This is a genomic window from Taylorella asinigenitalis ATCC 700933, from assembly GCF_000687755.1.
GTDB lineage: Bacteria > Pseudomonadota > Gammaproteobacteria > Burkholderiales > Burkholderiaceae_B > Taylorella > Taylorella asinigenitalis.
In genome coordinates this window covers 26,716-47,090 of sequence record NZ_JHXN01000008.1, presented here as the reverse complement: position 1 = coordinate 47,090, position 20,375 = coordinate 26,716, and the positions used below count along the sequence as shown (strand labels likewise).

20 protein-coding genes are annotated in these 20,375 nt (G+C 40.9%); 13 read left to right on the top strand and 7 right to left on the bottom strand.

Annotated features, from left to right (window positions below; genetic code table 11):
• Positions 1-69 precede the first annotated feature (69 nt).
• Both ftsE and T432_RS0105575 read left to right on the top strand, forming a co-directional pair.
• A complete protein-coding gene (ftsE, locus tag T432_RS0105580) occupies positions 70-738 on the top strand; it encodes a cell division ATP-binding protein FtsE (protein ID WP_014110873.1) in 669 nt (222 codons plus the stop codon).
• Positions 735-1,640 (top strand): cell division protein FtsX, encoded by a 906-nt coding sequence (locus T432_RS0105575; protein WP_028884502.1) that lies wholly within the window; start codon positions 735-737, stop codon positions 1,638-1,640. Before ftsE ends, T432_RS0105575 begins: the two co-directional genes overlap by 4 nt.
• On the opposite strand, the gene rodA is transcribed toward T432_RS0105575, so the two are convergent.
• The 5 genes from rodA to T432_RS0105550 are packed head-to-tail and all read right to left on the bottom strand — an operon-like array spanning position 1,637 to position 7,321.
• Positions 1,637-2,803, bottom strand: coding sequence for a rod shape-determining protein RodA (gene rodA / locus T432_RS0105570; protein ID WP_044971154.1), 1,167 nt, complete (start codon positions 2,801-2,803; stop codon positions 1,637-1,639). The two genes, T432_RS0105575 and rodA, sit on opposite strands and share 4 nt — an antisense overlap.
• Positions 2,796-4,859, bottom strand: a complete 2,064-nt coding sequence (mrdA, locus tag T432_RS0105565) for a penicillin-binding protein 2 (RefSeq protein ID WP_028884500.1) — start codon at positions 4,857-4,859, stop codon at positions 2,796-2,798. Before mrdA ends, rodA begins: the two co-directional genes overlap by 8 nt.
• A 1-nt stretch (position 4,860) precedes the next feature.
• Positions 4,861-5,385: a rod shape-determining protein MreD gene (mreD, locus tag T432_RS0105560; RefSeq protein ID WP_028884499.1), complete on the bottom strand. Its 525-nt coding sequence runs from the start codon at positions 5,383-5,385 to the stop codon at positions 4,861-4,863.
• A complete protein-coding gene (gene mreC, locus T432_RS0105555; RefSeq protein WP_015551625.1) occupies positions 5,378-6,256 on the bottom strand; it encodes a rod shape-determining protein MreC in 879 nt (292 codons plus the stop codon). Before mreC ends, mreD begins: the two co-directional genes overlap by 8 nt.
• Positions 6,257-6,280: 24 nt before the next feature.
• The gene (locus tag T432_RS0105550) at positions 6,281-7,321 is read right to left on the bottom strand and encodes a rod shape-determining protein (RefSeq protein ID WP_014110867.1); all 1,041 of its coding nucleotides are present in this window, start codon (positions 7,319-7,321) and stop codon (positions 6,281-6,283) included.
• An 85-nt stretch (positions 7,322-7,406) separates the two neighbouring features.
• Between T432_RS0105550 and gatC the strand changes: the two genes are divergently transcribed.
• The 6 genes from gatC (at position 7,407) to xerC (ending at position 13,382) form a co-directional block, all read left to right on the top strand.
• On the top strand, positions 7,407-7,715 hold the full coding sequence (gene gatC / locus T432_RS0105545; protein WP_028884498.1) for an Asp-tRNA(Asn)/Glu-tRNA(Gln) amidotransferase subunit GatC: 309 nt from the start codon (positions 7,407-7,409) through the stop codon (positions 7,713-7,715).
• Positions 7,716-7,884: 169 nt separating this feature from the next.
• Entirely contained in the window at positions 7,885-9,396 is a 1,512-nt protein-coding gene (gatA, locus tag T432_RS0105540) for an Asp-tRNA(Asn)/Glu-tRNA(Gln) amidotransferase subunit GatA (RefSeq protein WP_028884497.1), read from the top strand.
• Positions 9,396-10,850 (top strand): Asp-tRNA(Asn)/Glu-tRNA(Gln) amidotransferase subunit GatB, encoded by a 1,455-nt coding sequence (gene gatB / locus T432_RS0105535; protein ID WP_028884496.1) that lies wholly within the window; start codon positions 9,396-9,398, stop codon positions 10,848-10,850. The genes gatA and gatB overlap by 1 nt, the downstream gene beginning before the upstream one ends.
• A complete protein-coding gene (gene dapF / locus T432_RS0105530; protein ID WP_028884495.1) occupies positions 10,847-11,755 on the top strand; it encodes a diaminopimelate epimerase in 909 nt (302 codons plus the stop codon). Before gatB ends, dapF begins: the two co-directional genes overlap by 4 nt.
• The gene (locus T432_RS0105525) at positions 11,748-12,431 is read left to right on the top strand and encodes a DUF484 family protein (protein ID WP_028884494.1); all 684 of its coding nucleotides are present in this window, start codon (positions 11,748-11,750) and stop codon (positions 12,429-12,431) included. The genes dapF and T432_RS0105525 overlap by 8 nt, the downstream gene beginning before the upstream one ends.
• Before the next feature lie 3 nt (positions 12,432-12,434).
• Positions 12,435-13,382 carry a tyrosine recombinase XerC gene (gene xerC / locus T432_RS0105520; protein ID WP_028884493.1) on the top strand — a complete coding sequence of 316 codons (948 nt, stop codon included), beginning with the start codon at positions 12,435-12,437 and terminating at the stop codon, positions 13,380-13,382.
• 45 nt (positions 13,383-13,427) lie between these two features.
• On the opposite strand, the gene T432_RS0105515 is transcribed toward xerC, so the two are convergent.
• On the bottom strand, positions 13,428-14,288 hold the full coding sequence (locus T432_RS0105515) for a metal ABC transporter permease (RefSeq protein WP_014110860.1): 861 nt from the start codon (positions 14,286-14,288) through the stop codon (positions 13,428-13,430).
• Positions 14,288-15,004, bottom strand: a complete 717-nt coding sequence (locus tag T432_RS0105510; RefSeq protein ID WP_015551617.1) for a metal ABC transporter ATP-binding protein — start codon at positions 15,002-15,004, stop codon at positions 14,288-14,290. The genes T432_RS0105515 and T432_RS0105510 overlap by 1 nt, the downstream gene beginning before the upstream one ends.
• Before the next feature lie 283 nt (positions 15,005-15,287).
• Between T432_RS0105510 and T432_RS0105505 the strand changes: the two genes are divergently transcribed.
• From T432_RS0105505 to T432_RS0105485, 5 genes are all read left to right on the top strand, one after another.
• The gene (locus tag T432_RS0105505) at positions 15,288-15,779 is read left to right on the top strand and encodes a transcriptional repressor (RefSeq protein WP_028884491.1); all 492 of its coding nucleotides are present in this window, start codon (positions 15,288-15,290) and stop codon (positions 15,777-15,779) included.
• A 36-nt stretch (positions 15,780-15,815) separates the two neighbouring features.
• The gene (locus tag T432_RS0105500; RefSeq protein ID WP_028884490.1) at positions 15,816-16,898 is read left to right on the top strand and encodes a CobW family GTP-binding protein; all 1,083 of its coding nucleotides are present in this window, start codon (positions 15,816-15,818) and stop codon (positions 16,896-16,898) included.
• A 96-nt stretch (positions 16,899-16,994) separates the two neighbouring features.
• Entirely contained in the window at positions 16,995-17,987 is a 993-nt protein-coding gene (locus tag T432_RS0105495; RefSeq protein ID WP_028884489.1) for a TRAP transporter substrate-binding protein, read from the top strand.
• An 82-nt stretch (positions 17,988-18,069) separates the two neighbouring features.
• On the top strand, positions 18,070-18,678 hold the full coding sequence (locus T432_RS0105490) for a TRAP transporter small permease (RefSeq protein ID WP_028884488.1): 609 nt from the start codon (positions 18,070-18,072) through the stop codon (positions 18,676-18,678).
• Between the two features lies 1 nt (position 18,679).
• Complete coding sequence (locus T432_RS0105485) at positions 18,680-19,963, top strand: TRAP transporter large permease (RefSeq protein WP_028884487.1); 1,284 nt, start codon at positions 18,680-18,682, stop codon at positions 19,961-19,963.
• The last annotated feature ends 412 nt before the right edge of the window (positions 19,964-20,375 follow it).

The window sequence follows — 20,375 nt, the reverse complement described above, 5'->3', positions numbered from 1 at the left end:
TTACTTTTAAAAAAAGCAATATACCATTAAATGTATACTAAATTCTATTTGTGAAAGCCCTAAATCAATATGATTACTTTTCAGCACGTCTTTAAGTCCTACGGAAAAAACCCCAATATTCTTGCTGATATTAATTTTCAGATAAAGGATGGGGAGTTTGTTTTTATTTCTGGCCCATCTGGTGCAGGTAAGTCCACATTATTAAAATTGATTGCTGGACTTGAGTCTCCTTCACGCGGAACCATAACCGTAAACGATCAAAAATTCAGTGATTTAAATTCAAGAAGCCAACCATATGTTAGAAGAGCCATAGGCATTATTTTGCAAGATACGCATCTTCTTTATGATAGAAATGCTTTTGAAAATGTGATGCTACCATTGGCTGTCATGGGCGTTAGTCGGGATAAAGCGGGAGCACGTGCTAGAGCGGCTCTTGAAAAAGTAGGTTTAGGGCATAAAGAAAAAGCAAATCCAATTGAACTCTCTGGCGGAGAGCAGCAAAGACTTGCCATTGCCAGAGCGATAGTTAATCGGCCTAAAGTTTTAATTGCAGATGAACCAACAGCTAACTTAGATAAAAATACGGCACGTAAAATTTTAGACGTATTCCAAGACTTTAACCGTGTAGGTGTAACTACACTAATTTCATCTCATGATACGGATTTATTAAAAAATTATGCGAACCGTACCATTATTATCGAACCAGGCAAATTCACCGATTTAGGGGGTCAAGTATGAAATCTTGGCTAAGACACTACGGTTATGCGATAAACACTGCCTTTCGAAGACTGGCTCAGATGCCCGCTTCGAGCATTTTAAATATTGTGGTTATTGCATTTGTATTATCGATACCATTGGTATTAAGTTCGATAGTTACAGCCTTGGAACCTGCAACTCAAAGAGTATCTGTAAATCCTGTGATCACCGTGTTTATGAAAGAGTCGGTGAGTTTAAAAGAGACGGAATCTTTCGAACAAAATCTTAAATCTAAATTTTCCGATTTCATTGCAAGCACAAGTGTGGTGTCCAAAGATGAAGCATACGCCTCCCTGAGACAGCAACCTGAATGGGCCGAATCGCTTGAAACATTGAAGACGAATCCATTGCCACATAGTATTATCGTAACGCTAAAGGACTCGATAACTAGCGAAGAAGCGAAGGGCATTGCAGAGAGCATCAATCGAGACAATCTAGTGGACCTATTACAGTTTGACAGTGAGTGGATTAAGAAACTTCAATCACTTCTAAATTTTATGCGAGCACTGCTGGGAGTTTTGGCCTTGGGAGTAATTATTGTCGTGGTATCGACTGTATTTAACACTATTCGCATGCAAGCATTGGTACAAAGGGACGAAATTGCAGTTGCTCGACTTGTGGGTGCGACCGAAAGTTTTGTGCGCAGGCCTTTTCGCGTGTTCGGAGCGATTACGGGATTATTTGCAAGTATCTTAGCCATAGTCTTTGCGAAAATCGCATTGATGAGCCTAAATGGGGCATTAAGCGAATTTGCAAGCACGTACGGAATTAATTATTCACTCGAACTTCCAAACTTCTTTTATTTATTAATTAGCATGTTGATTGTTATGCTTGTGGCTTCTATTTCAGCCGCTTGGTCTGTCACGAAAACCACAAAATTCTAATTGCTTTGAGGCGGTGGGACATATTTTGAGATACTCATCATAAGCCCCATCGCAATTCCTAAAGTAAGAAGAGCTGTGCCTCCATAACTCATAAAAGGCAATGGCACACCCACAATCGGAAGAATACCCATGACCATGCCCATATTTACAAATACATAGAAAAATAAAATCATGGTTAAGGCACCCGCAAGCAAAGTGCTAAATTGAGTTTGGGCATTTAATGTGATCATAAAGCATCGTGCAATTAACAATGTGTACATGACCAACAAAAACACGCTTCCGAACAAACCAAACTCTTCCGCATAAACGGCAAAAATAAAGTCAGTTGATTGCTCGGGTATGAAATCTAAATGCGTCTGAGTTCCTTGCATATACCCTTTGCCGTATAGCCCACCAGAGCCTATTGCAATCATGCCTTGTATAGTATGAAAGCCTTTTCCAAGAGAATCAGACATTGGATCAAGTAATGTGCAAACTCTCGTCTTTTGATATTCGTGCAGAACAAACCAGTCAAAACCTGGTTTACATAAGGTATCTTCAAAATAAATGATTAAGCCTATGCCAACGGCTAGAATCAACCCAATAGGAAGAATTAACTTAAAGGATAAGCCAGCAAAATAAATTACGAAAAATCCTGAAGCAAAAACAAGTAACGCAGTTCCTAAATCGGGTTGTTTAATAATCAAACCAAATGGTACCAATAACATCACAGCCGCTATTAAATAATCGAAGACATTTAGATCATTTCTTCGTTTATCGAAATACCATGCAAGCATCATAGGCACAGCAATCTTCATGATCTCAGAAGGCTGAATTCTTGCTATTCCAATATTTAACCAGCGCGTAGCACCTTTACTTGTTTCTCCAAATAATAAAACTCCAAGAAGCAGCAAACATCCCACAACATACATAGGAATCACAAATTTCATGATTGTTGGAGGAGACCATAGAGACACAAACCACATAACAAAAAGAGCAATAAGAAAATTTTTGCTTTGTGCGATAAACCTCCCTTCAGCCCCACCAACGGCCGAATGCATAACGAACAAACCCACCACCGCAAACAATACAAGCAGTATCATCAGCGGCCAGTCGATTGAGCGGAATGATTTATATATCAATCCAGCAATCATGTTTGCGATATTATTTACGGTCTTATTCATCTGGATACTGGCTCGAATTAGGTCCTCTAAATATCTCAGGACGCGTATCTAGAGGCTTATCCTCAGGGTTTGACAATGGCTTCTCTGGCACTTCGGTATCAGGTGAGCTTTCACTCTCTGCATCAATATTGTCCTCAATTGCAGGTGATATCGTTGTATCATAGCCATCGTTAATAAGTGACTCTTCATACACTTTTTGACGTTGTGGAGAGAGCCAATAATCAAATACTTTTTTGGCAATGGGTGCGGCTACGGTCGATCCCCAGCCCCCATTTTCGACTATAAGTGCTAATGCGATTTTTGGGTTGTCTGCAGGGGCATATCCAATATAAAGTGCGTGGTCATGCAAACGTTTTTTTAGGTTTCTTGCGTTGTAGCGAGAACCACGCAAGTTAAAAACTTGTGCCGTACCAGTCTTTCCTGCCGATAAATAATCTGCTCCTGCAAATACTCGTCTTGCGGTCCCTGAGCGTGTTACCTGCACCATCGCATTTTTAACAACATCGATATATTTTTGGTTAAGTGGAATGATATATTCAGGCTCTTTTACGATAGGTGTAACAGATCCATCTAGAGGATTTTCAAGTAGATTAACTAAATGCGGTCTCATATACACACCATTAGCCGCAAGCACTGATGTGGCTTGAGCTAGCTGCATAATCGTAAATGAGTTATAGCCTTGGCCAACGGCTACAGAAATAGTCTCACCTACGAGCCATGATTTTTTCTTTGGGTCCTTAAATGCCTTGGATTTCCATTCTTTTGATGGCAATATCCCCCTCTTCTCGCCCACTAGGTCTATTCCAGTTTGCTTTCCAAATCCAAACTGAATCGTAAAATCGTGCAATCGATCCACACCAATTTCAGGACCTAAGCTAAAGAAAAAGGTATCGGAGGAAACTACGATTGCCCTATGCATATCGATATTTCCATATACGGCACCACCTGCATTTCTAAATCGCTGCCTGCCGTATTCAAAATAGCCAGGGTCATAGACACGTTTTTCTGGAGCTCGCACACCCAGCTGCATCGCAGCAAGACCTACAAACGGCTTATAAGTCGACCCTACTGGAAATGTCCCCGATATCGGCCTATTTAATAGTGGCGAATTCTCATCATCGGCCAAGCGCCTCCAATCATCTACATCGATTCCATCCACAAAAAGATTCGGATCATAAGATGGAGATGACACATAAGCAAGCACCTGCCCACTTCTTGGGTCAATAGCTACTAAAGCTCCCCTTTCTACCACACCATTTTTTACGAATAAGCTTTCGGCTAATTTTTGAAGACCTAAATCTACAGAAAGCCTAAGATTTAATCCAGGCTCAGGATCAGTACTGCGCAGAATGCGTACAGGTTTACCTGAAGCAGAAATTTCAACTTCCTGCCATCCTGTTTTCCCATGCAATTGAGTTTCATAGCTAAGCTCAATGCCCTTTTTGCCGATTAAATCAGTGCCTCGATAATTGCCCTCAATCCCCTTTTCTTCAAGCTTTTCTTGGTCTTTTTCAGAGATTCGTCCCACATAACCGATCAAATGAGCCGCAGTCTCCCCTTGAGGATATTCGCGCACCCACCTAGCCTTTAAGCTTACTTTCGGAAATTTATATGAGTTCGCTGCAAATAAGGCCGCTTCTTTATCTGTAATATTTCTACGCAATGGAATAGACGTATATCGATTCGAACCTGCCACGCGTTGTTTAAACCGCTTTATATCTAGCGGTGAGATGGCAATGATTTCCTGTAGCTCCTTTATAAGTGCATCTAAATCCTTAAAATCATGCGGCACTATTTCGATTGTGTAATCACGATAGCTGCGAGCTAACACCTCTCCATTTCTATCAACTACGTCACCACGTTTTGGAGGAATGGGTAAAAGTGTGATGCGATTTCTCTCGGCTCTCTCTGAAAACCCTTGATATCGCACAATCTGCAAAAAATAAAGCCTATAAACGAGTAGCCCAAAACAACTTAAAACAAGAAGCATCGCTACAAAAACTCGTATAAGTAGTTTTTTGCGATTAACGCCTTTTTTTGGAGCGAATTCAAACATACTAATTCGACTCGTAATGAATAGTACCTAGGAACCTAAATACTATATCGACCACAAACCACAATAGTGCAGTTATTAGTCCAGAGATAAGCCATGCCCATCCACCCCATGACCCATGAAGCCATGATTCAAATAAATGGGATGGCAATGCTGAAAAAATAAATATCGGTAGTACGACTATAAATTGCACAAATACAGAATACTGCATCATACGATTTCTAGACAATGCAATTCCAGAGAGAGCCAAAATGTAGTGCAGTGAATGTGATCCTAACAATGTAGTATCAAAAACATCAACCAACATACCGACAATAATGGCTACTGCAAAACCCATGCCTCGAATATTATGTGCAAACCAGTAAGCGATTACTAGAATTAATAAATCAGGTGAACCCACCCATGCACGCCATGGGAGAAGAGAAAAAAGCCATGCAAAAAATAAACTACCCCAAACTAAAAAGAAACTAGGATGAAAGGTATCTGGATTCTCATCGAAGGTATGTATTTTGTGATTGGGATTATTCATGATTTCCCTCTTCATCTAATTCTTCGATTTTCTGAGTACCTTCAGTTTTAAGAACAAGAAAATGTTTATTTCGATTAGGACGAGCCATTGGTTCTACTAGCCCTACAACAAACCCCTGAGCTGAACTTTGATCTATACGAATAACTTTACCTATAGCCAATCCTGAAGGATATATACCACCTATACCAGAGGTCACTACTTCATCACCGACCTTAATATCAGCCCCTGGAGAAAGATAACGCAATTCCAGCGGATAGCCTGAACCTGCACCATAAACTACTACTCTGAGCCCATTACGCACCAAAATTGCAGGGATTTGAATTGATTCATCTGTAATTAAAATCGTCTCAGATGTGCGAGTTGAGGCTCTTTGGATTTGGCCAACTAAGCCACCTTCACCAATAACTGGCATACCAGGTTTTATACCTTCTCGCTCACCTTTATTAAGAACAATATTTCCCTTAACTGGATTATTAGGAATATAAAGAATCTCAACAGCAAGCGATTTAACTGGAATATTTTCCTTAAGTTCAAGCAATCTGCGCAGCTGAGCATTTTCTGCTGTCAGTTGCAATGCTTGAGTTTGAAGCTGAGTAAGGTCAATAGATTTTCTTTGAGACTCTTGAACACTAAGCTGAGCAAGATCTACCGCATTAAACCATCGATAAATTTTATCGATAATATTTTTAGGCCAAATTGCTACGCGATATGTAGGGTCGATAACAGCTGCAAGAGTTTGACGAACAGGCGTAAGCCAACTTGTTCTAGAATCGATAATCATCACTGCCACGCAGAAGATGATCATCAATAGAACAGTAGAGCTGGAAAGATTTCCGTCCTTAAATAAACGCCAAGATTTCTCTTGTGGCATGACGACCCCAAATCATATACAAAATTATTCTTGTATAAATACAGGTCCAAGACTCTCAAGATGTTCTAGAGCTTCACCGCAACCACGAACTACACAAGTTAATGGATCTTCTGCCACCATAACTGGTAAGCCAGTTTCTTCTTGAAGTAGACGATCAAGGTCACGTAATAAAGCACCACCACCTGTTAAGGCAATACCTTTTTCTGTGATATCAGCCCCTAATTCTGGAGGAGTGTGTTCAAGTGCGATTTTTACTGCAGATACGATTTGATTAAGCGGATCGTTAAGTGACTCTAGAATCTCATTAGAGTTTACTGTGAAACTACGAGGCACACCTTCAGATAGATTGCGCCCCTTAACCTCAATTTCACGAACCTCAGTACCTGGAAATGCTGCACCAATTTGTTTTTTGATAATCTCAGCAGTTTGGTCCCCGATAAGCATGCCGTGGTGACGACGTACGTAGTTTACGATTGCATCATCGAATTTATCCCCGCCTACGCGAACCGAACCTTTGTAAACCATACCACCTAGTGAAATAACGGCAACTTCGGTAGTACCACCACCGATATCAACAACCATAGAACCACTAGGATCTGAAACGTTTAACCCTGCACCAATAGCCGCAGCCATAGGCTCTTCAATTAAGTAAACTTGGCTAGCACCTGCTCCAATAGCCGCCTCACGAATAGCCCTTCTTTCAACTTGAGTAGAGCCACAAGGCACGCAAATAATAATTCTTGGACTAGGTGAGAAAAAACCTCTAGGATTAACAAGCTTAATAAATTGCTTAATCATCTGTTCTGTAACAGAGAAATCCGCAATTACACCATCCTTCATAGGACGAATGGCCTCAATATTTCCTGGAACACGTCCAAGCATTTGTTTAGCGGCTAAGCCGACAGCTTGTATAACCTTCCTACCATTCCCGCCGTCATGACGGATAGCCACTACAGAAGGCTCATCTAAGACAATACCTTTCCCGCGAACGAAAATAAGAGTATTTGCGGTACCAAGGTCAATGGCCATATCAGTGGCGAAATAGTTTCTAAGGAATCCGAACATATATTTTTTAGAGAATTTGGATAACGAATAATTTATAATTAGTAGAATTTTACGATTTTACCACTATTGACTATTATTTTTTCTTATGTCTCTTGATTCAACCGATATCACTCGCATAGCAAAATTAGCACGTCTTGAACTAGACTCAGAAGCCCATAAGCAGCTAAACAGCGAGCTTAATGATATGTTTAGTCTTATAGAGACTCTGCAGTCAGTTGAAACTAGTAACGTAGAGCCACTTTCTCACCCACTATCACTGAACCAAACCATAAGTCTTCGTCTAAGAGACGATATAGTTACAGAGACTTCAGGTGTACCAGAGAGAGAATCTTTGATGTCTAATGCTCCAGCTAAATCCGAAGGTTTATTTTTGGTACCTAAAGTTATCGAATAAATTAATGCCTCATGTCAGCTGGCATTAATTTTGATATTTCTATAGATAAGTACTAAACGACTTCTTACCCTAAATTACATTCATAACTAAGCCATTAGTTTAAGTCTTAGGAAGTTCATAGAGTTGTTTGTATTAAAATAATTTAAACAAAATTTCTTAATTAAATTTCATGCGTCTAACATCAATAAATTCAGTGCGCAAAGCCCTGGATAACAAAGAGATTAGTGCTTCTGAACTTGCTAAGCTAAGTTTAGAGAAAGCCGAAAAACTCTCAAAATTAAATGCATTTTTACATATCGATCCAGAGTTAACTTTAGCTCAAGCGAAGATTGCAGATCAGATGATTGCAGAGGGTCGTCAAACCGCATTAACAGGCATACCTATTGCACATAAGGACATATTCGTAACAAAGGGCTGGAGAACTACAGCTGCAAGCAAAATGCTTGAATCTTATGTATCTCCTTTTGATGCCACTGTAGTTGAGCATTTAAATGCAGTCGGCTCCGTTAATATCGGTAAACTAAATTGCGATGAATTTGCTATGGGCTCTGGAAATGAAAATTCCTCTTTTGGTCCATGCTTAAACCCTTGGGATTTAGAAGCTGTACCAGGAGGTTCTTCAGGTGGCTCGGCTGCCGCTGTAGCTGCAGGCATTGTTTGTGCTACTACAGGTACTGACACAGGGGGATCTGTTAGACAACCATCTGCCCTTTGTGGTGTATCTGGTATAAAGCCTACTTATGGCACAGTGTCACGTTATGGCATGATAGCTTTTGCTTCAAGCTTAGATCAGGCGGGTCCTATCGCACATTCATGTGAAGACCTAGTAGAAATGCTTGATATTATGTCTGGATTTGATCCAAAAGATTCAACATCGCTTCAAGTTTGTGGATCTTCTGAAAACAAGCAAGGACGCGTCAAAGCAGAGTTTAAAACCGCACTAGAAAAGTTCGAAAACAAAGGTTCTAAACCGCTTGAAGGTTTACGAATCGGTGTTCCTAAAGAGTACTTCACAGAAGGACTATCTGATGAAGTAAGAGCTGCTACTGAGGCGGCTATCGAGAAGATGGTGGAACTGGGAGCAAGGCGAGTCGAGGTGTCATTGCCACGGACAAAATTTGCTATCCCTGCATATTATGTAATTGCACCAGCAGAGGCTTCGAGCAATCTATCACGATACGATGGTGTGCGATATGGGCATAGAAGTTCGGATTATCAGGGTATAGAGCAGATGGTATCGCGTTCGCGCTCTGAGGGTTTTGGCCCTGAAGTGCAACGTCGCATTATGGTGGGCACATATGTGTTATCACACGGATACTATGATGCATATTATTTGCAAGCTCAGAAGGTGCGCAGATTGTTGGCTCAGGATTTTGACCATGCTTTAAAAGAAGAATGCGATTTTATTGTAGGCCCAGTTACACCAACCGTCGCTAAAAACATAGGCGAAAATTCGGACGATGTGACGGCTGATTGGCTTGCGGATATTTATACACTTGGCGTTAGTTTGGCTGGTTTGCCTGGAATGTCCATTCCATGCGGATTTGGCGGTGTTTCGGGTAGGCGTCCTATTGGTTTACAGATTGTCGGTAAGCATTTTGATGAGGGTGCATTACTTGCACTTGGTCATATTTATCAGCAACATACTGATTGGCATTTACGTGAGTTGGAGATTGCATAATGGAATGGGAAATTGTTATCGGTCTTGAGACACACGCACAGCTATCGACTAAATCAAAAATATTCTCTGGTAGTAGTACAGCATTTGGAGCTGAGCCAAATACTCAGGCGAATGCAGTGGATTTGGCGTTGCCGGGGACATTGCCAGTAATGAATTATGGAGCGGTAGAGCGTGCAATAGCGTTTGGTATTGCGGTTGAAGCGAAAATTGCACCTATTTCGATTTTTGCTCGCAAGCATTATTTTTATCCCGACCTACCTAAAAATTATCAGACTTCGCAATATGAAGACCCAACTGTTGTGGGTGGAAAAGTTAAGTTCTATGTAGGTGAAACGGAGCACACTGTAAATTTGACTCGTGCTCATTTGGAAGAAGATGCGGGCAAATCATTGCATGAGGATTTTGAAGGTCCATTAGGCGAAAAATCATCAGGCATCGACTTAAATCGCACAGGTACTCCATTGCTTGAGATTGTGACTGAGCCTGAAATTAGATCAGCGGCTGAGGCGGTTGCATATGCACGAGCATTACATAGTCTTGTAGTATGGTTGGGTGTATGCGATGGAAATATGCAGGAAGGTTCTTTCCGTTGCGACGTTAATATCTCCGTAAGACCTAAGGGTTCAACTGAGTTTGGTACACGTACTGAGATTAAAAACTTAAACTCATTTAAGTTTATGGAAAAGGCGATTCAATATGAGGCTCGCAGACAAATTGAGCTTATCGAAGACGGCGGAAAAGTAACTCAAGAAACTCGTCTTTACGACGATATAAATGATGAAACTAGAAGCATGCGTTCAAAAGAAGATGCACATGATTATAGATATTTCCCTTGTCCCGACCTTCCGCCTCTTCATATCGATGATGCGTGGATTGAAAAAGTTCGCAGCGAAATGCCTGAACTTCCACAAACTCGCAAAGCTAGATATAGCAAAGATTTCGGGCTTTCTGAGTATCATGCAGCTCAACTTACCCAATCTCGTGAGATGGCAGACTATTTCGAGAGACTCCTATCACTTGCTGGAAGCCAAAATGCTCAGCTTGTCGCTAACTGGATTATGGGCGATATCTCGGCAAATCTAAATCGCGAAGAAATAGGTTTCGATCAATGCCCTATTTCTGCGGAACATATGGCCACATTGATTAAGCGCATTGAAGATAAAACCATATCAAGCAAAATCGCTAAAGACGTTTTTCAATCCATGTGGAGTGGCGAAAATGCCGGCGATCCAGATGCAATTATTGAAGCTAAAGGGCTTAAACAAATCAATGATAGAGGTGCAATTTCTGCGATGATTGATCAAGTCTTAGCGGAGAATGCGGATATTGTTGCCGAATTTAAAGCAGGCAAGCAAAAATCGTTTAATTCCTTAGTGGGCAAAGTTATGAAAGTGGCTAAAGGGAAGGCAAATCCTGCTCAAGTTAACGAAGTATTGGCTGAAAAACTAAAATGATTACAGGGCACAGAATTTGGAAATTTACTAAGATGCATGGCGTGGGAAATGATTTTGTGATCCTCGATGCCGTTAGTGATTTTCTTGAAATTACGCCTGAAATTATCCGTGCCATTGCCCACAGACAGTTTGGTGTAGGCGCGGACCAAGTTCTTATTGTTGAAAATCCAAGCCATCCAGAAGCCGATTTCAAATATCGAATATTTAATTCGGACGGATCTGAAGTTGAAAATTGCGGTAATGGTGCCCGTTGCTTTGTTCAGTTTGTTCATGAAAAGCATCTCTCTGGACGCAATCCGATTAAAGCTGAAATCGCAACAGGCGTTATTAGCTTATATAGAAACGATGATTCATCCGTCACCGTTGATATGGGCCCTGCTTCATTTGATGCGGAAAATGTGGGATTTGATACGCAAGGATTAAGCTTGCGAAAAGAAAATGAAGCGGATGTGTGGGCATTGCCACTAAATAATGGAAGCACCATAGAAATAACGGTCGTAAGCATGGCCAATCCACACGCAGTTCAAATCGTAAATGATGTTCAGACGGCACCTGTACAATCTCAGGGACCTCTAATTGAATCACACCCCTACTTTGCAAACCGCATAAATGCAGGGTTTATGCAGATTTTATCGGCTCATGAAATTAATCTTAGGGTCTATGAGCGAGGTGCGGGAGAAACATTCGCATGCGGGACGGGGGCTTGTGCGGCCGTTGTCTCGGGTATTCGACGTGGCTTATTAGAGAGCCCTGTTAGTGTTAATATGCGTGGCGGCACTATTGAAATTAGCTATGATGGCTCGAACGTGTGTATGAGAGGGCCTGCGACTACGGTGTTTGAAGGCCAAATCGATATCGATAAATTACTGTCGGACATTCCGAAAGAGGTATTAACAAATGAATGATCAAAAGGCTCAAGAGATTGCAAATTTTTTGTCGGAAAACCCCGATTTTTTTATGCAATATGAGGAATTATTTATTTCGATGAAAGTGCCTGATCCGAATGGAAGTGGGACCATCTCATTACTTGAAAAGCAAATAAACACTTTACGTGCTCGTAATTCTATTCTCGAAGAAGGCCTTGAAGTTCTAGCTACAGTTGCAGACGATAATAAGCAAATAAACGATAGTATTTTGCAATGGTGTGTGCAATTAGTGGCCGAAAAGAATCCACATCAATTGCCACTTGTAATTCATACTGGTTTGCAAAAAGTTTTTCCTGAGCTTAATGTGGAACTTAAGTTGTGGAATTTGATAAACGAAAATCATCCTTACAATTATAAAAACGAGGAAGTTAAAAAATGGGCTCAAGGGCTTGAGAAGCCATACTTAGGCTCGATGGTACTTGATGATATCAAGCAGTGGTGGACAGCTGAATCTGGAAGTTTTGCACTTATTCCACTTAACTATAAAGATAGTGTTGTTGGTATTTTAGGGTTTTCTCATCGTTCTGTTTCTCATTTTAGTGATGAGATGGGGACCACATTTTTGCAGATGATTCACGATTTGGTGGTGGCGGCATTGTCACGGTTAGATCAGGGTGAAGAAGAAGAAGATTTTCCTGAATTAACTCCAGTTTAGCTTATGTCAGATTACGTAAATGAGTGGCTTGAGAGTCTGAGAATTGATAAAAATTCCTCGGTTCATACGGTGGCCGCTTATAGGCGTGATCTTAATCATCTCGCAGAACTCTATCCCGAGAGGGAGCTGGGCGAATTAACGAATATGGAGATTCGCCAAGGCATTGCCACCTTACATTCGAGGGATTTTAATCCTCGCTCTTTGATGCGTATTTTATCTTCGTGGCGCAATTTTTATAAATGGTATTCGCTGAAATATGGGTTGGATATGAATCCAACTTTGGGTGTGAAGACGCCGAAAGTGGCACGGCCGCTTCCGAAGGCATTGACAGCGGATGAGGCGAAGATGCTGCTCGATGTGGGTATTCAGACGGACGATAATTCTGCTGTGCACGCCCGCGATCAGGCGATGTTCGAGCTACTGTATTCAAGTGGTCTGCGTCTGTCTGAGCTTGTGAATTTGGATATTGAATTTCACAAAAGCGGTAGCTATGAATCGCGAGGATGGCTTGATCTTGATGCACATGAGATAACTGTTATCGGTAAAGGCCGCAAACCGCGTATTGTTCCGCTTGGAGCGAAGGCTGAGGAGGCAATTCGTGATTGGCTTTCGAGGCGTGTTGAATTGGAAAGCCCAAAGACAAGTGCAAGCGATAAATATGCTTTGTTTCTAGGCACTAAGGGCAAGCGCATCTCGCCTCGTGTAGTGCAACTGCAGCTTAAAAAACTTGCTGCAAAAACAAATATCCCATCAAATATTCATCCTCATGTTTTAAGACACAGTTTCGCTAGTCATCTATTGCAGTCTTCTCAAGATTTGCGTGCAGTGCAGGATTTGCTAGGTCACTCTAAAATATCTACTACGCAACTATATACGAGATTAGACTTTCAACATCTCTCCGAAGTCTACGATAAGGCACATCCACGTGCGAAGAAAAAGCAACGAAAATAATCGATGCACAAAGATAGGGCTATTGGAAAGGCTTGTTTTGTGTGGTTAAACAGGGGAAGCTTGAATCTTACTAGTGCGGCGTAGTATCCCTTTTTGAGCACCAAAAAGTAATGCTACTACATAGCAAACACCGCCTAAAATGGCGATTATAGCGGAAGGAGGAAAATTATAATTGTAGGCAATTACAAGACCAAAATACAAAATGCAAAGCGATATTATTGCGGATAGAACGATTTGACGCTCTAAACTTCTTGTAACAAATGTAGAAGTAATCGCAGGCAGTAGCATCACACTAACTACTAATAAAGTTCCTAGTACCTTGTACCCAGCAACTAAGTTAAAAGCTAACATTACTAAAAACAAAAGATGTGTAATTCGCCCAAGACCGCCGTCCATTCTCATGAATAAAGGGTCGAGACATTCCATAACAATTGGACGGTAAAACAAAGCAAGCAAAATCATGGTTACACTGCTAACAATCAGTATGACCCATATATCGATATCCGAAATATTGTAAATAGTTCCAAAAAGAATATGGGAGAGCTCGTGTCCGTCATTGCCAACTAAAATCATACCTAAAGAGAGGGACAAAATATAGGTAGTCGCAAAGCTCGCATCCTCTTTCAGATGCGTATTTTGCATAATAATACCTGCCCCGATAGCCACTACCAGCCCCGTTATTACGCCACCCGCAAGCACAACAAGCGATGCGGACCCTGCGATCATCATCCCAATTGCTACTCCTGGAAGCAAAGCGTGAGACATCGCATCAGCCACCAAGCTCATGCGACGGATAACCAAAAATACACCAAGCACACTTGCGGAGATGCACAGAAATAGGCCCGCTACAAGGGCATATGACATGGTAAGGTCGACAACAAAGGGCTCAATAAAAAATTCGTACATTAGAACCCCTTCAAAGCAAGCTCTCGAGCTTTCGACAAATTCTCTGGATTTAAGGCAGTTGCCGTATCACCCCAATAAACAACGCATCCCGACAAAAGCAAAGTCTGCGGAAAATATGTGCGAATTTGATTTTGATCGTGGGAGACGGCGATTACAGTTTTTCCGTCCGCAATAAAATCGAGGATAACTTGCATCAAAAGTGGCAATGCATCGTTATCTATCGCAGAAAACGGCTCATCAAGTAGTACAACTTTGGGATCTCTTAGAATTAGTCTGGCAATGAGTAAGCGTTGCATCTGCCCACCCGATAGTTCAGAAATGAGGCAATTTGACCTACTGTGCAAACCGACTCGCTCGAGAGAGTGCTCTATTAGTCTGAGTTCTTCCTCTCTAAAGCGACTGAAGAGCCCAACTCTATAACCAGCTCCCAGTGCCACAAAGTCGGCCACAGTTATTGCGAAGCCCCTATCGATGTGACTAATCTGTGGCACAAAACTCACATCACGATGGAGAGAAGGGGCGTAGTCAACGCATCCTTGGTCAGGCTTTATGAGCCCAGCCAAAGTTTTCATGAGCATGGTCTTTCCTGCGCCGTTAGGCCCATATACTGCAGTGAGAGACCCTGCTTGAAATTCTCCCGTCACATCGTTAAGGATTGGAGAGTGTGTATGATGAGGATGATACAGAGTTACGTTTGATAACCTAATCGCGTCCATAACTACCACTCAAGTAGATTAAAAGCTACAAACCACATAATCGCTAATAATACCAGAACCATGACCAATCTGCTTAGAGCGGAAGAAGTAAGCAAACTACGTTTAACCTTTCCGTGATCATGATTATGGTTCGTATCGCGCTTTTCTATGGTATCCACCTAATAACGACTTACGGGTTTCAATAATATGTAAAGAATTGAATATAAAATATCTCAACTCTTAATGATACATAGTATCGTTATATTATTTCACAATGTTATAACATATCAAATTAAGCAAGTCTATGGCAGCCCCTAAAATTCTCACTGCAAATATCCAGGACCGTATTAAGCAAGCAACAGAAATTTGCAATCAAAGAGGACTTCGCCTCACACCCATTCGCTCACAGGTTTTAATACTACTTCTTCAGGCTGCCCGTAGTCTTAAAGCGTATGAGTTACTCGATATGATGAAAGCTCATCATAAAAGCTCTCAGCCAGCAACTGTTTATAGAGCCCTTGATTTTCTTGTTCAAGAAGGATTTGTACACAGAGTAGACACTATCAACGGTTGGGTTGCATGTAATAATTTTGATCACGAAGACGAAGAAAGCCAAGATGATATAAGCGTTATTGCCGTATGCTCTAGATGTAATAAAGTTCAAGAACTTGACCCAACCGATATCTCACCCTTTATCACATCCCTTTTAGAATCTGCAGGATTTGAAAACCGCTCTCCCAAAACAGAAATTCGTTCTATTTGTAGTGAGTGCCGCCAAAAACATATTTTCTTTTAAAATGTAAGATTATTTAATAAAAGAAATTATCCATATATGCAACAGAAAAATATGATCCCAGTTACTGTACTGACTGGATTTTTAGGTGCAGGTAAAACTACCCTTCTTAAAAGAATACTTACAGAGTCTCACGGACAACGCATTGCCGTTATCGAAAATGAATTCGGTGAAGAAAATATCGATAATGAGATTTTGATTCAATCCACTGGCGAAGAAATAATCGAATTAAAAAATGGATGTATTTGTTGTTCTGTTCGCGTGGACTTAGAGAATACACTTTTAGATTTAAAAGCTAGATTAGACTCAGGTGAAAGTAATTTCGAGAGAGTTATTATAGAAACCACGGGTGTTGCAAATCCAGGCCCTATTTGCCAAACCTTCTTTCTTAACGATGAAGTAGCCGCATTCTATAGGCTAGATGCAGTTATTACCATTGTAGATGCAAAACATGGTATGGACACATTAACAAATGAGATTGAAGCTCAAACTCAAGTGGGTTTTGCTGATAGGATATTAATTTCTAAAGTTGATTTAGTAAGCAAAGAAGAATACGAGGACCTACGTCATAGACTAGTTCATATGAATCCACGTGCAGAAATTATGCCTGTGAACTTCGGTGAAGTTGACCTTAAGAAAATTCTAAGTGTGTCTGGATTTAATTTGAATGAAATTTTGGAGATAGACCCAGAATTTTTAAAATGCGAAGATGATGAACATGAACACGACCATGAGTGCGGGGAGCATTGCCACCATGAACATGAACATGACCACGATCATCACCATCAACATCACCATCACCATGACCACCACCACTCACATCACAACGATGCGATAAAGGCATTTGTATATACTTCAGATAAGCCATTTGACCCAGTTCGCTTAGACGAATTCTTAAGTGGGCTTGTGCAAGTTTATGGGCCTGATATGTATCGTTACAAGGGTATCATTTATATCAAAGGGGCACCTGTAAAATTCCTACTTCAAGGTGTGCATATGGTCTTGGGTACAAATCCTGGACAACCGTGGGGCTCTTCTAAGAAACAAAGCAAAATCGTATTTATCGGAAAAAATCTGCCGCACGATGTGTTCACTGAGGGACTAAATCAATGTCTGGCGTAGGCTAGGTTTTTCCCTTAATTTAAGGGAATGTACTAAGGGCTTCATTTTAAAAATAGCTTATTGTAGATTTATAAATTTACTTCTGAGGATTTTTATATGAAGCCATTTTTTATGAAAGCATTGTCAGTAGTGGCACTTGGGTGTGCACTAGTTAGCCCATCATTTGCAGATGAGCCTATCGTTATCAAATTTGCACACGTTGTTGCATCTGATACACCTAAAGGTAAAGGGGCCGATTTATTTAAAAAATTGGCTGAAGAAAAATTTCCTGGAAGAGTTAAAGTAGAGACATATCCGAACTCATCTCTATACGGTGACGGTAAAGAGATGGAAGCTCTTTTAACAGGGAATGTTCAGATGCTAGCTCCATCATTAGCGAAATTCTCTAAATATCAAAAGAAAATTCAAATTTTCGATTTGCCTTTCCTTTTTGAAGATATAGCTGCTGTAGAGAAATTCCAAAACAGTGATAAAGGTAAAGAATTACTCAATTCAATGCGCGATAAAGGAATTATAGGTTTAGCTTATTGGAACAATGATGTTAAACATATGTCAGCCAATAAACCATTGCGTAAACCTTCAGATGCTCGTGGATTAAAATTCCGAGTTCAAGCTTCGGACGTTCTTGATGCCCAATTTAAACGACTAACTGCTATTCCACGCAAAATGGCATTCGCTGAGGTTTATCAAGGTCTTCAGTCAGGTGTTGTAGACGGTACTGAGAACCCATACTCAAATGTGTACTCTCAAAAGATGCATGAAGTTCAAAAATATATAACTGAAACCGGACATGCACCATTAGGTTATATGGTAATCACTAGCGATAAATTCTGGAGTGGATTACCTGATGATATCCGTAAAGGTTTAGAGGAAATTTTGGCTGATGTTACAGTGAAAGTTAATCAAGAAGCTCAAGCATTAAATCAAAGAGAAAAAGATCGCATTATTAAAGCTGGAACAACTGAAATCCTTACACTCACTGACGCTGAAAAAGATGAGTGGCGTAAGGCTATGGTTCCTGTTTGGAAAAAATTTGAGGGCGAAATCGGTACCGATTTAATCGAGGCTGCCCAAAAATCAAATAACTAATAGGGTACTGAATACTCCTCCCCCGAGCCCTGAAGCTGCGATAAGCGACGGGGCTCTTTTTTCATTGCAGTAGGTGGTAATTATGTCTAATAAAGTGCTAAGCAGATTAGAAGAATTTTTCTTAATCTTCGGGCTGTCGGCTATGACTTTAGTAACGTTCATATATGTTTTGCTAAATAAACTTTACGAGCCCTTTTTATGGCTAGGGTCGAAAATTTCATTTTTTGAAGATGTGGGAATTTATATTTTGGAAGCAGCCTCTTCAATGACTTACACACTGGCTTTGACGAAATTATTGTGTGCCGTGTTAGTGTTTTTAGGTGCCTCATATGGAGTAAGAACGGCTGGACATATAGGAATCGATATTCTGACGAAAAGATTTCCACTGAATGTACAGAGAAGCATTGCCACCGTAGCTGTAGTTCTATGTATTGTTTATTGTGGCATTGTTGTGTATGCAGCTTGGGAGTGGGTGAATGCTTTGTATACGGCCGATGTGGAAGCGGAAGATCTTGAGATGTTTGGCATTAAGCTTTGGCATATTGGTTTGATTTTGCTGCTTGGCTATGCATTGCTTATTTATCGCTTTGTCGAAATTTTAATTCGCATTTTGCAAGGCAAACAACACAGTATCGGTTTGGCCGATGAAACGGAAGATGCATTGAAACTGCAAGCTGAAGGAAAAATTTAAAATGTCGATATTAGTTTTATTTGGCACTCTTTTCTTCTTTATGTTGATGGGAGTTCCCGTTGCGTTTTCATTAGGCCTATCTAGCAGCATTATCATTTTATTCTTTAGTGCGGATTCGATTTCCTCGATTGCCGTAAAAATCTTCGAAACCTCAGAGCACTACACTTTGCTTGCGATTCCGTTTTTCTTGCTCGCAGGGGCATTTATGACCACAGGCGGTGTGGCTAAGCGATTAATCGATTTCGCAAATGCTACGGTAGGCCATATTCGCGGCGGTTTGGCGATTGCGTCGGTGTTGTCGTGCATGTTGTTTGCGGCATTGTCAGGGTCAAGTCCTGCGACGGTGGCGGCTGTTGGATCGATTACGATTGCGGGCATGGTTCGCTCTGGGTATCCCCTAGAGTTTGGCACAGGTATCGTTACAAATGCAGGGACTTTGGGCATACTGATTCCGCCTTCTATTACGATGGTCGTGTATGCGGCTGTGACTGAGCAATCTGTGGGACGCTTGTTTATGGCGGGCGTGATACCAGGGCTGTTGCTTGGTACTGTGCTTATGGTTGCGATTTATATCGTGGCACGTCGCAAAAATCTTCCTGCACAACCTCGTGCTACTTTCCGTGAATGGATTATCTCAGCACGCAAAGCATTGTGGGGATTGATTCTTGTATTTATTATTTTAGGTGGGATTTATTCGGGTGCATTTACAGCAACTGAAGCGGCGGCTGTTGCGGCGGCATATTCGTTTTTTGTGGCTGTGTTTGTATACAAAGATATTAAGCTAAAAGAGTGTCCACGTGTAGTTCTCGAGGCTGCAAAACTAAGCGTAATGCTTATGTTTATCATTGCAAATGCGATGTTATTTGCACATGTATTGACTACGGAAAACATTCCTCAAGATATCACACGCATCGTTGCAGATATGAATCTTGAAGCATGGCAGTTCTTGATTGTAGTTAACTTGATACTGCTAGTTGCTGGTGCGTTTATGGAACCATCAGCGATTATTTTGATTATGGTGCCGATTCTCTTCCCTATTGCCACTCAACTAGGTATCGATCCAATTCACTTTGGTGTAATGATGGTTGTAAATATGGAGATTGGCCTGATTACGCCTCCTGTCGGATTGAATCTTTTTGTATCATCTGCGATTACAAAGCTGCCTGTCGAGAAAGTGATTCGTGCGACGCTTCCATGGCTGATGATTATGCTTTTGTTCTTGATTTTGATTACATACGTTCCAGAGATTTCGATTTGGCTTCCGAATGTGATTGGTCAGAATTAGAATGCATTCATTGGGGCTCGGCGGAAACGTCGAGCTTTTTTATGTACTGGGCCTAAAATTAATAAAACGATAAGCCCATAAAATCCACTCACACATAAAAACAATACATCTCCTAAAGGTGGCAATGTTCCCGCCCTCTTTCTCCAGCACAGAATTGAAAATAACAGAAATACAAATGTGTTAGAACACAAACGATGCTAAAATGTATACAATTTATGAGACAGATATCTTTATATCAAAAGTAGATAAGTTACTTTCAACTGAAGAAAGACTAAAATTATGTTCTTATCTTTCCTTAAATCCTTATATCGGAGATGTTATACCTGCAAGTGGCGTTTGTAGAAAATTTCGTTGGGAAATAAATAATACAGGAAAAAGAGCTGGGTTGAGGGTAATTTATAAAATCAATTTA

Coding starts and splice junctions, on each gene's coding strand:
- ftsE (WP_014110873.1), top strand. CDS start 70: ATGATTACTTTTCAGCACGTCTTTAAGTCCTACGGAAAAAACCCCAAT.
- T432_RS0105575 (WP_028884502.1), top strand. CDS start 735: ATGAAATCTTGGCTAAGACACTACGGTTATGCGATAAACACTGCCTTT.
- rodA (WP_044971154.1), bottom strand. CDS start 2,803: ATGAATAAGACCGTAAATAATATCGCAAACATGATTGCTGGATTGATA.
- mrdA (WP_028884500.1), bottom strand. CDS start 4,859: ATGTTTGAATTCGCTCCAAAAAAAGGCGTTAATCGCAAAAAACTACTT.
- mreD (WP_028884499.1), bottom strand. CDS start 5,385: ATGAATAATCCCAATCACAAAATACATACCTTCGATGAGAATCCAGAT.
- mreC (WP_015551625.1), bottom strand. CDS start 6,256: ATGCCACAAGAGAAATCTTGGCGTTTATTTAAGGACGGAAATCTTTCC.
- T432_RS0105550 (WP_014110867.1), bottom strand. CDS start 7,321: ATGTTCGGATTCCTTAGAAACTATTTCGCCACTGATATGGCCATTGAC.
- gatC (WP_028884498.1), top strand. CDS start 7,407: ATGTCTCTTGATTCAACCGATATCACTCGCATAGCAAAATTAGCACGT.
- gatA (WP_028884497.1), top strand. CDS start 7,885: ATGCGTCTAACATCAATAAATTCAGTGCGCAAAGCCCTGGATAACAAA.
- gatB (WP_028884496.1), top strand. CDS start 9,396: ATGGAATGGGAAATTGTTATCGGTCTTGAGACACACGCACAGCTATCG.
- dapF (WP_028884495.1), top strand. CDS start 10,847: ATGATTACAGGGCACAGAATTTGGAAATTTACTAAGATGCATGGCGTG.
- T432_RS0105525 (WP_028884494.1), top strand. CDS start 11,748: ATGAATGATCAAAAGGCTCAAGAGATTGCAAATTTTTTGTCGGAAAAC.
- xerC (WP_028884493.1), top strand. CDS start 12,435: ATGTCAGATTACGTAAATGAGTGGCTTGAGAGTCTGAGAATTGATAAA.
- T432_RS0105515 (WP_014110860.1), bottom strand. CDS start 14,288: ATGTACGAATTTTTTATTGAGCCCTTTGTTGTCGACCTTACCATGTCA.
- T432_RS0105510 (WP_015551617.1), bottom strand. CDS start 15,004: ATGGACGCGATTAGGTTATCAAACGTAACTCTGTATCATCCTCATCAT.
- T432_RS0105505 (WP_028884491.1), top strand. CDS start 15,288: ATGGCAGCCCCTAAAATTCTCACTGCAAATATCCAGGACCGTATTAAG.
- T432_RS0105500 (WP_028884490.1), top strand. CDS start 15,816: ATGCAACAGAAAAATATGATCCCAGTTACTGTACTGACTGGATTTTTA.
- T432_RS0105495 (WP_028884489.1), top strand. CDS start 16,995: ATGAAGCCATTTTTTATGAAAGCATTGTCAGTAGTGGCACTTGGGTGT.
- T432_RS0105490 (WP_028884488.1), top strand. CDS start 18,070: ATGTCTAATAAAGTGCTAAGCAGATTAGAAGAATTTTTCTTAATCTTC.
- T432_RS0105485 (WP_028884487.1), top strand. CDS start 18,680: ATGTCGATATTAGTTTTATTTGGCACTCTTTTCTTCTTTATGTTGATG.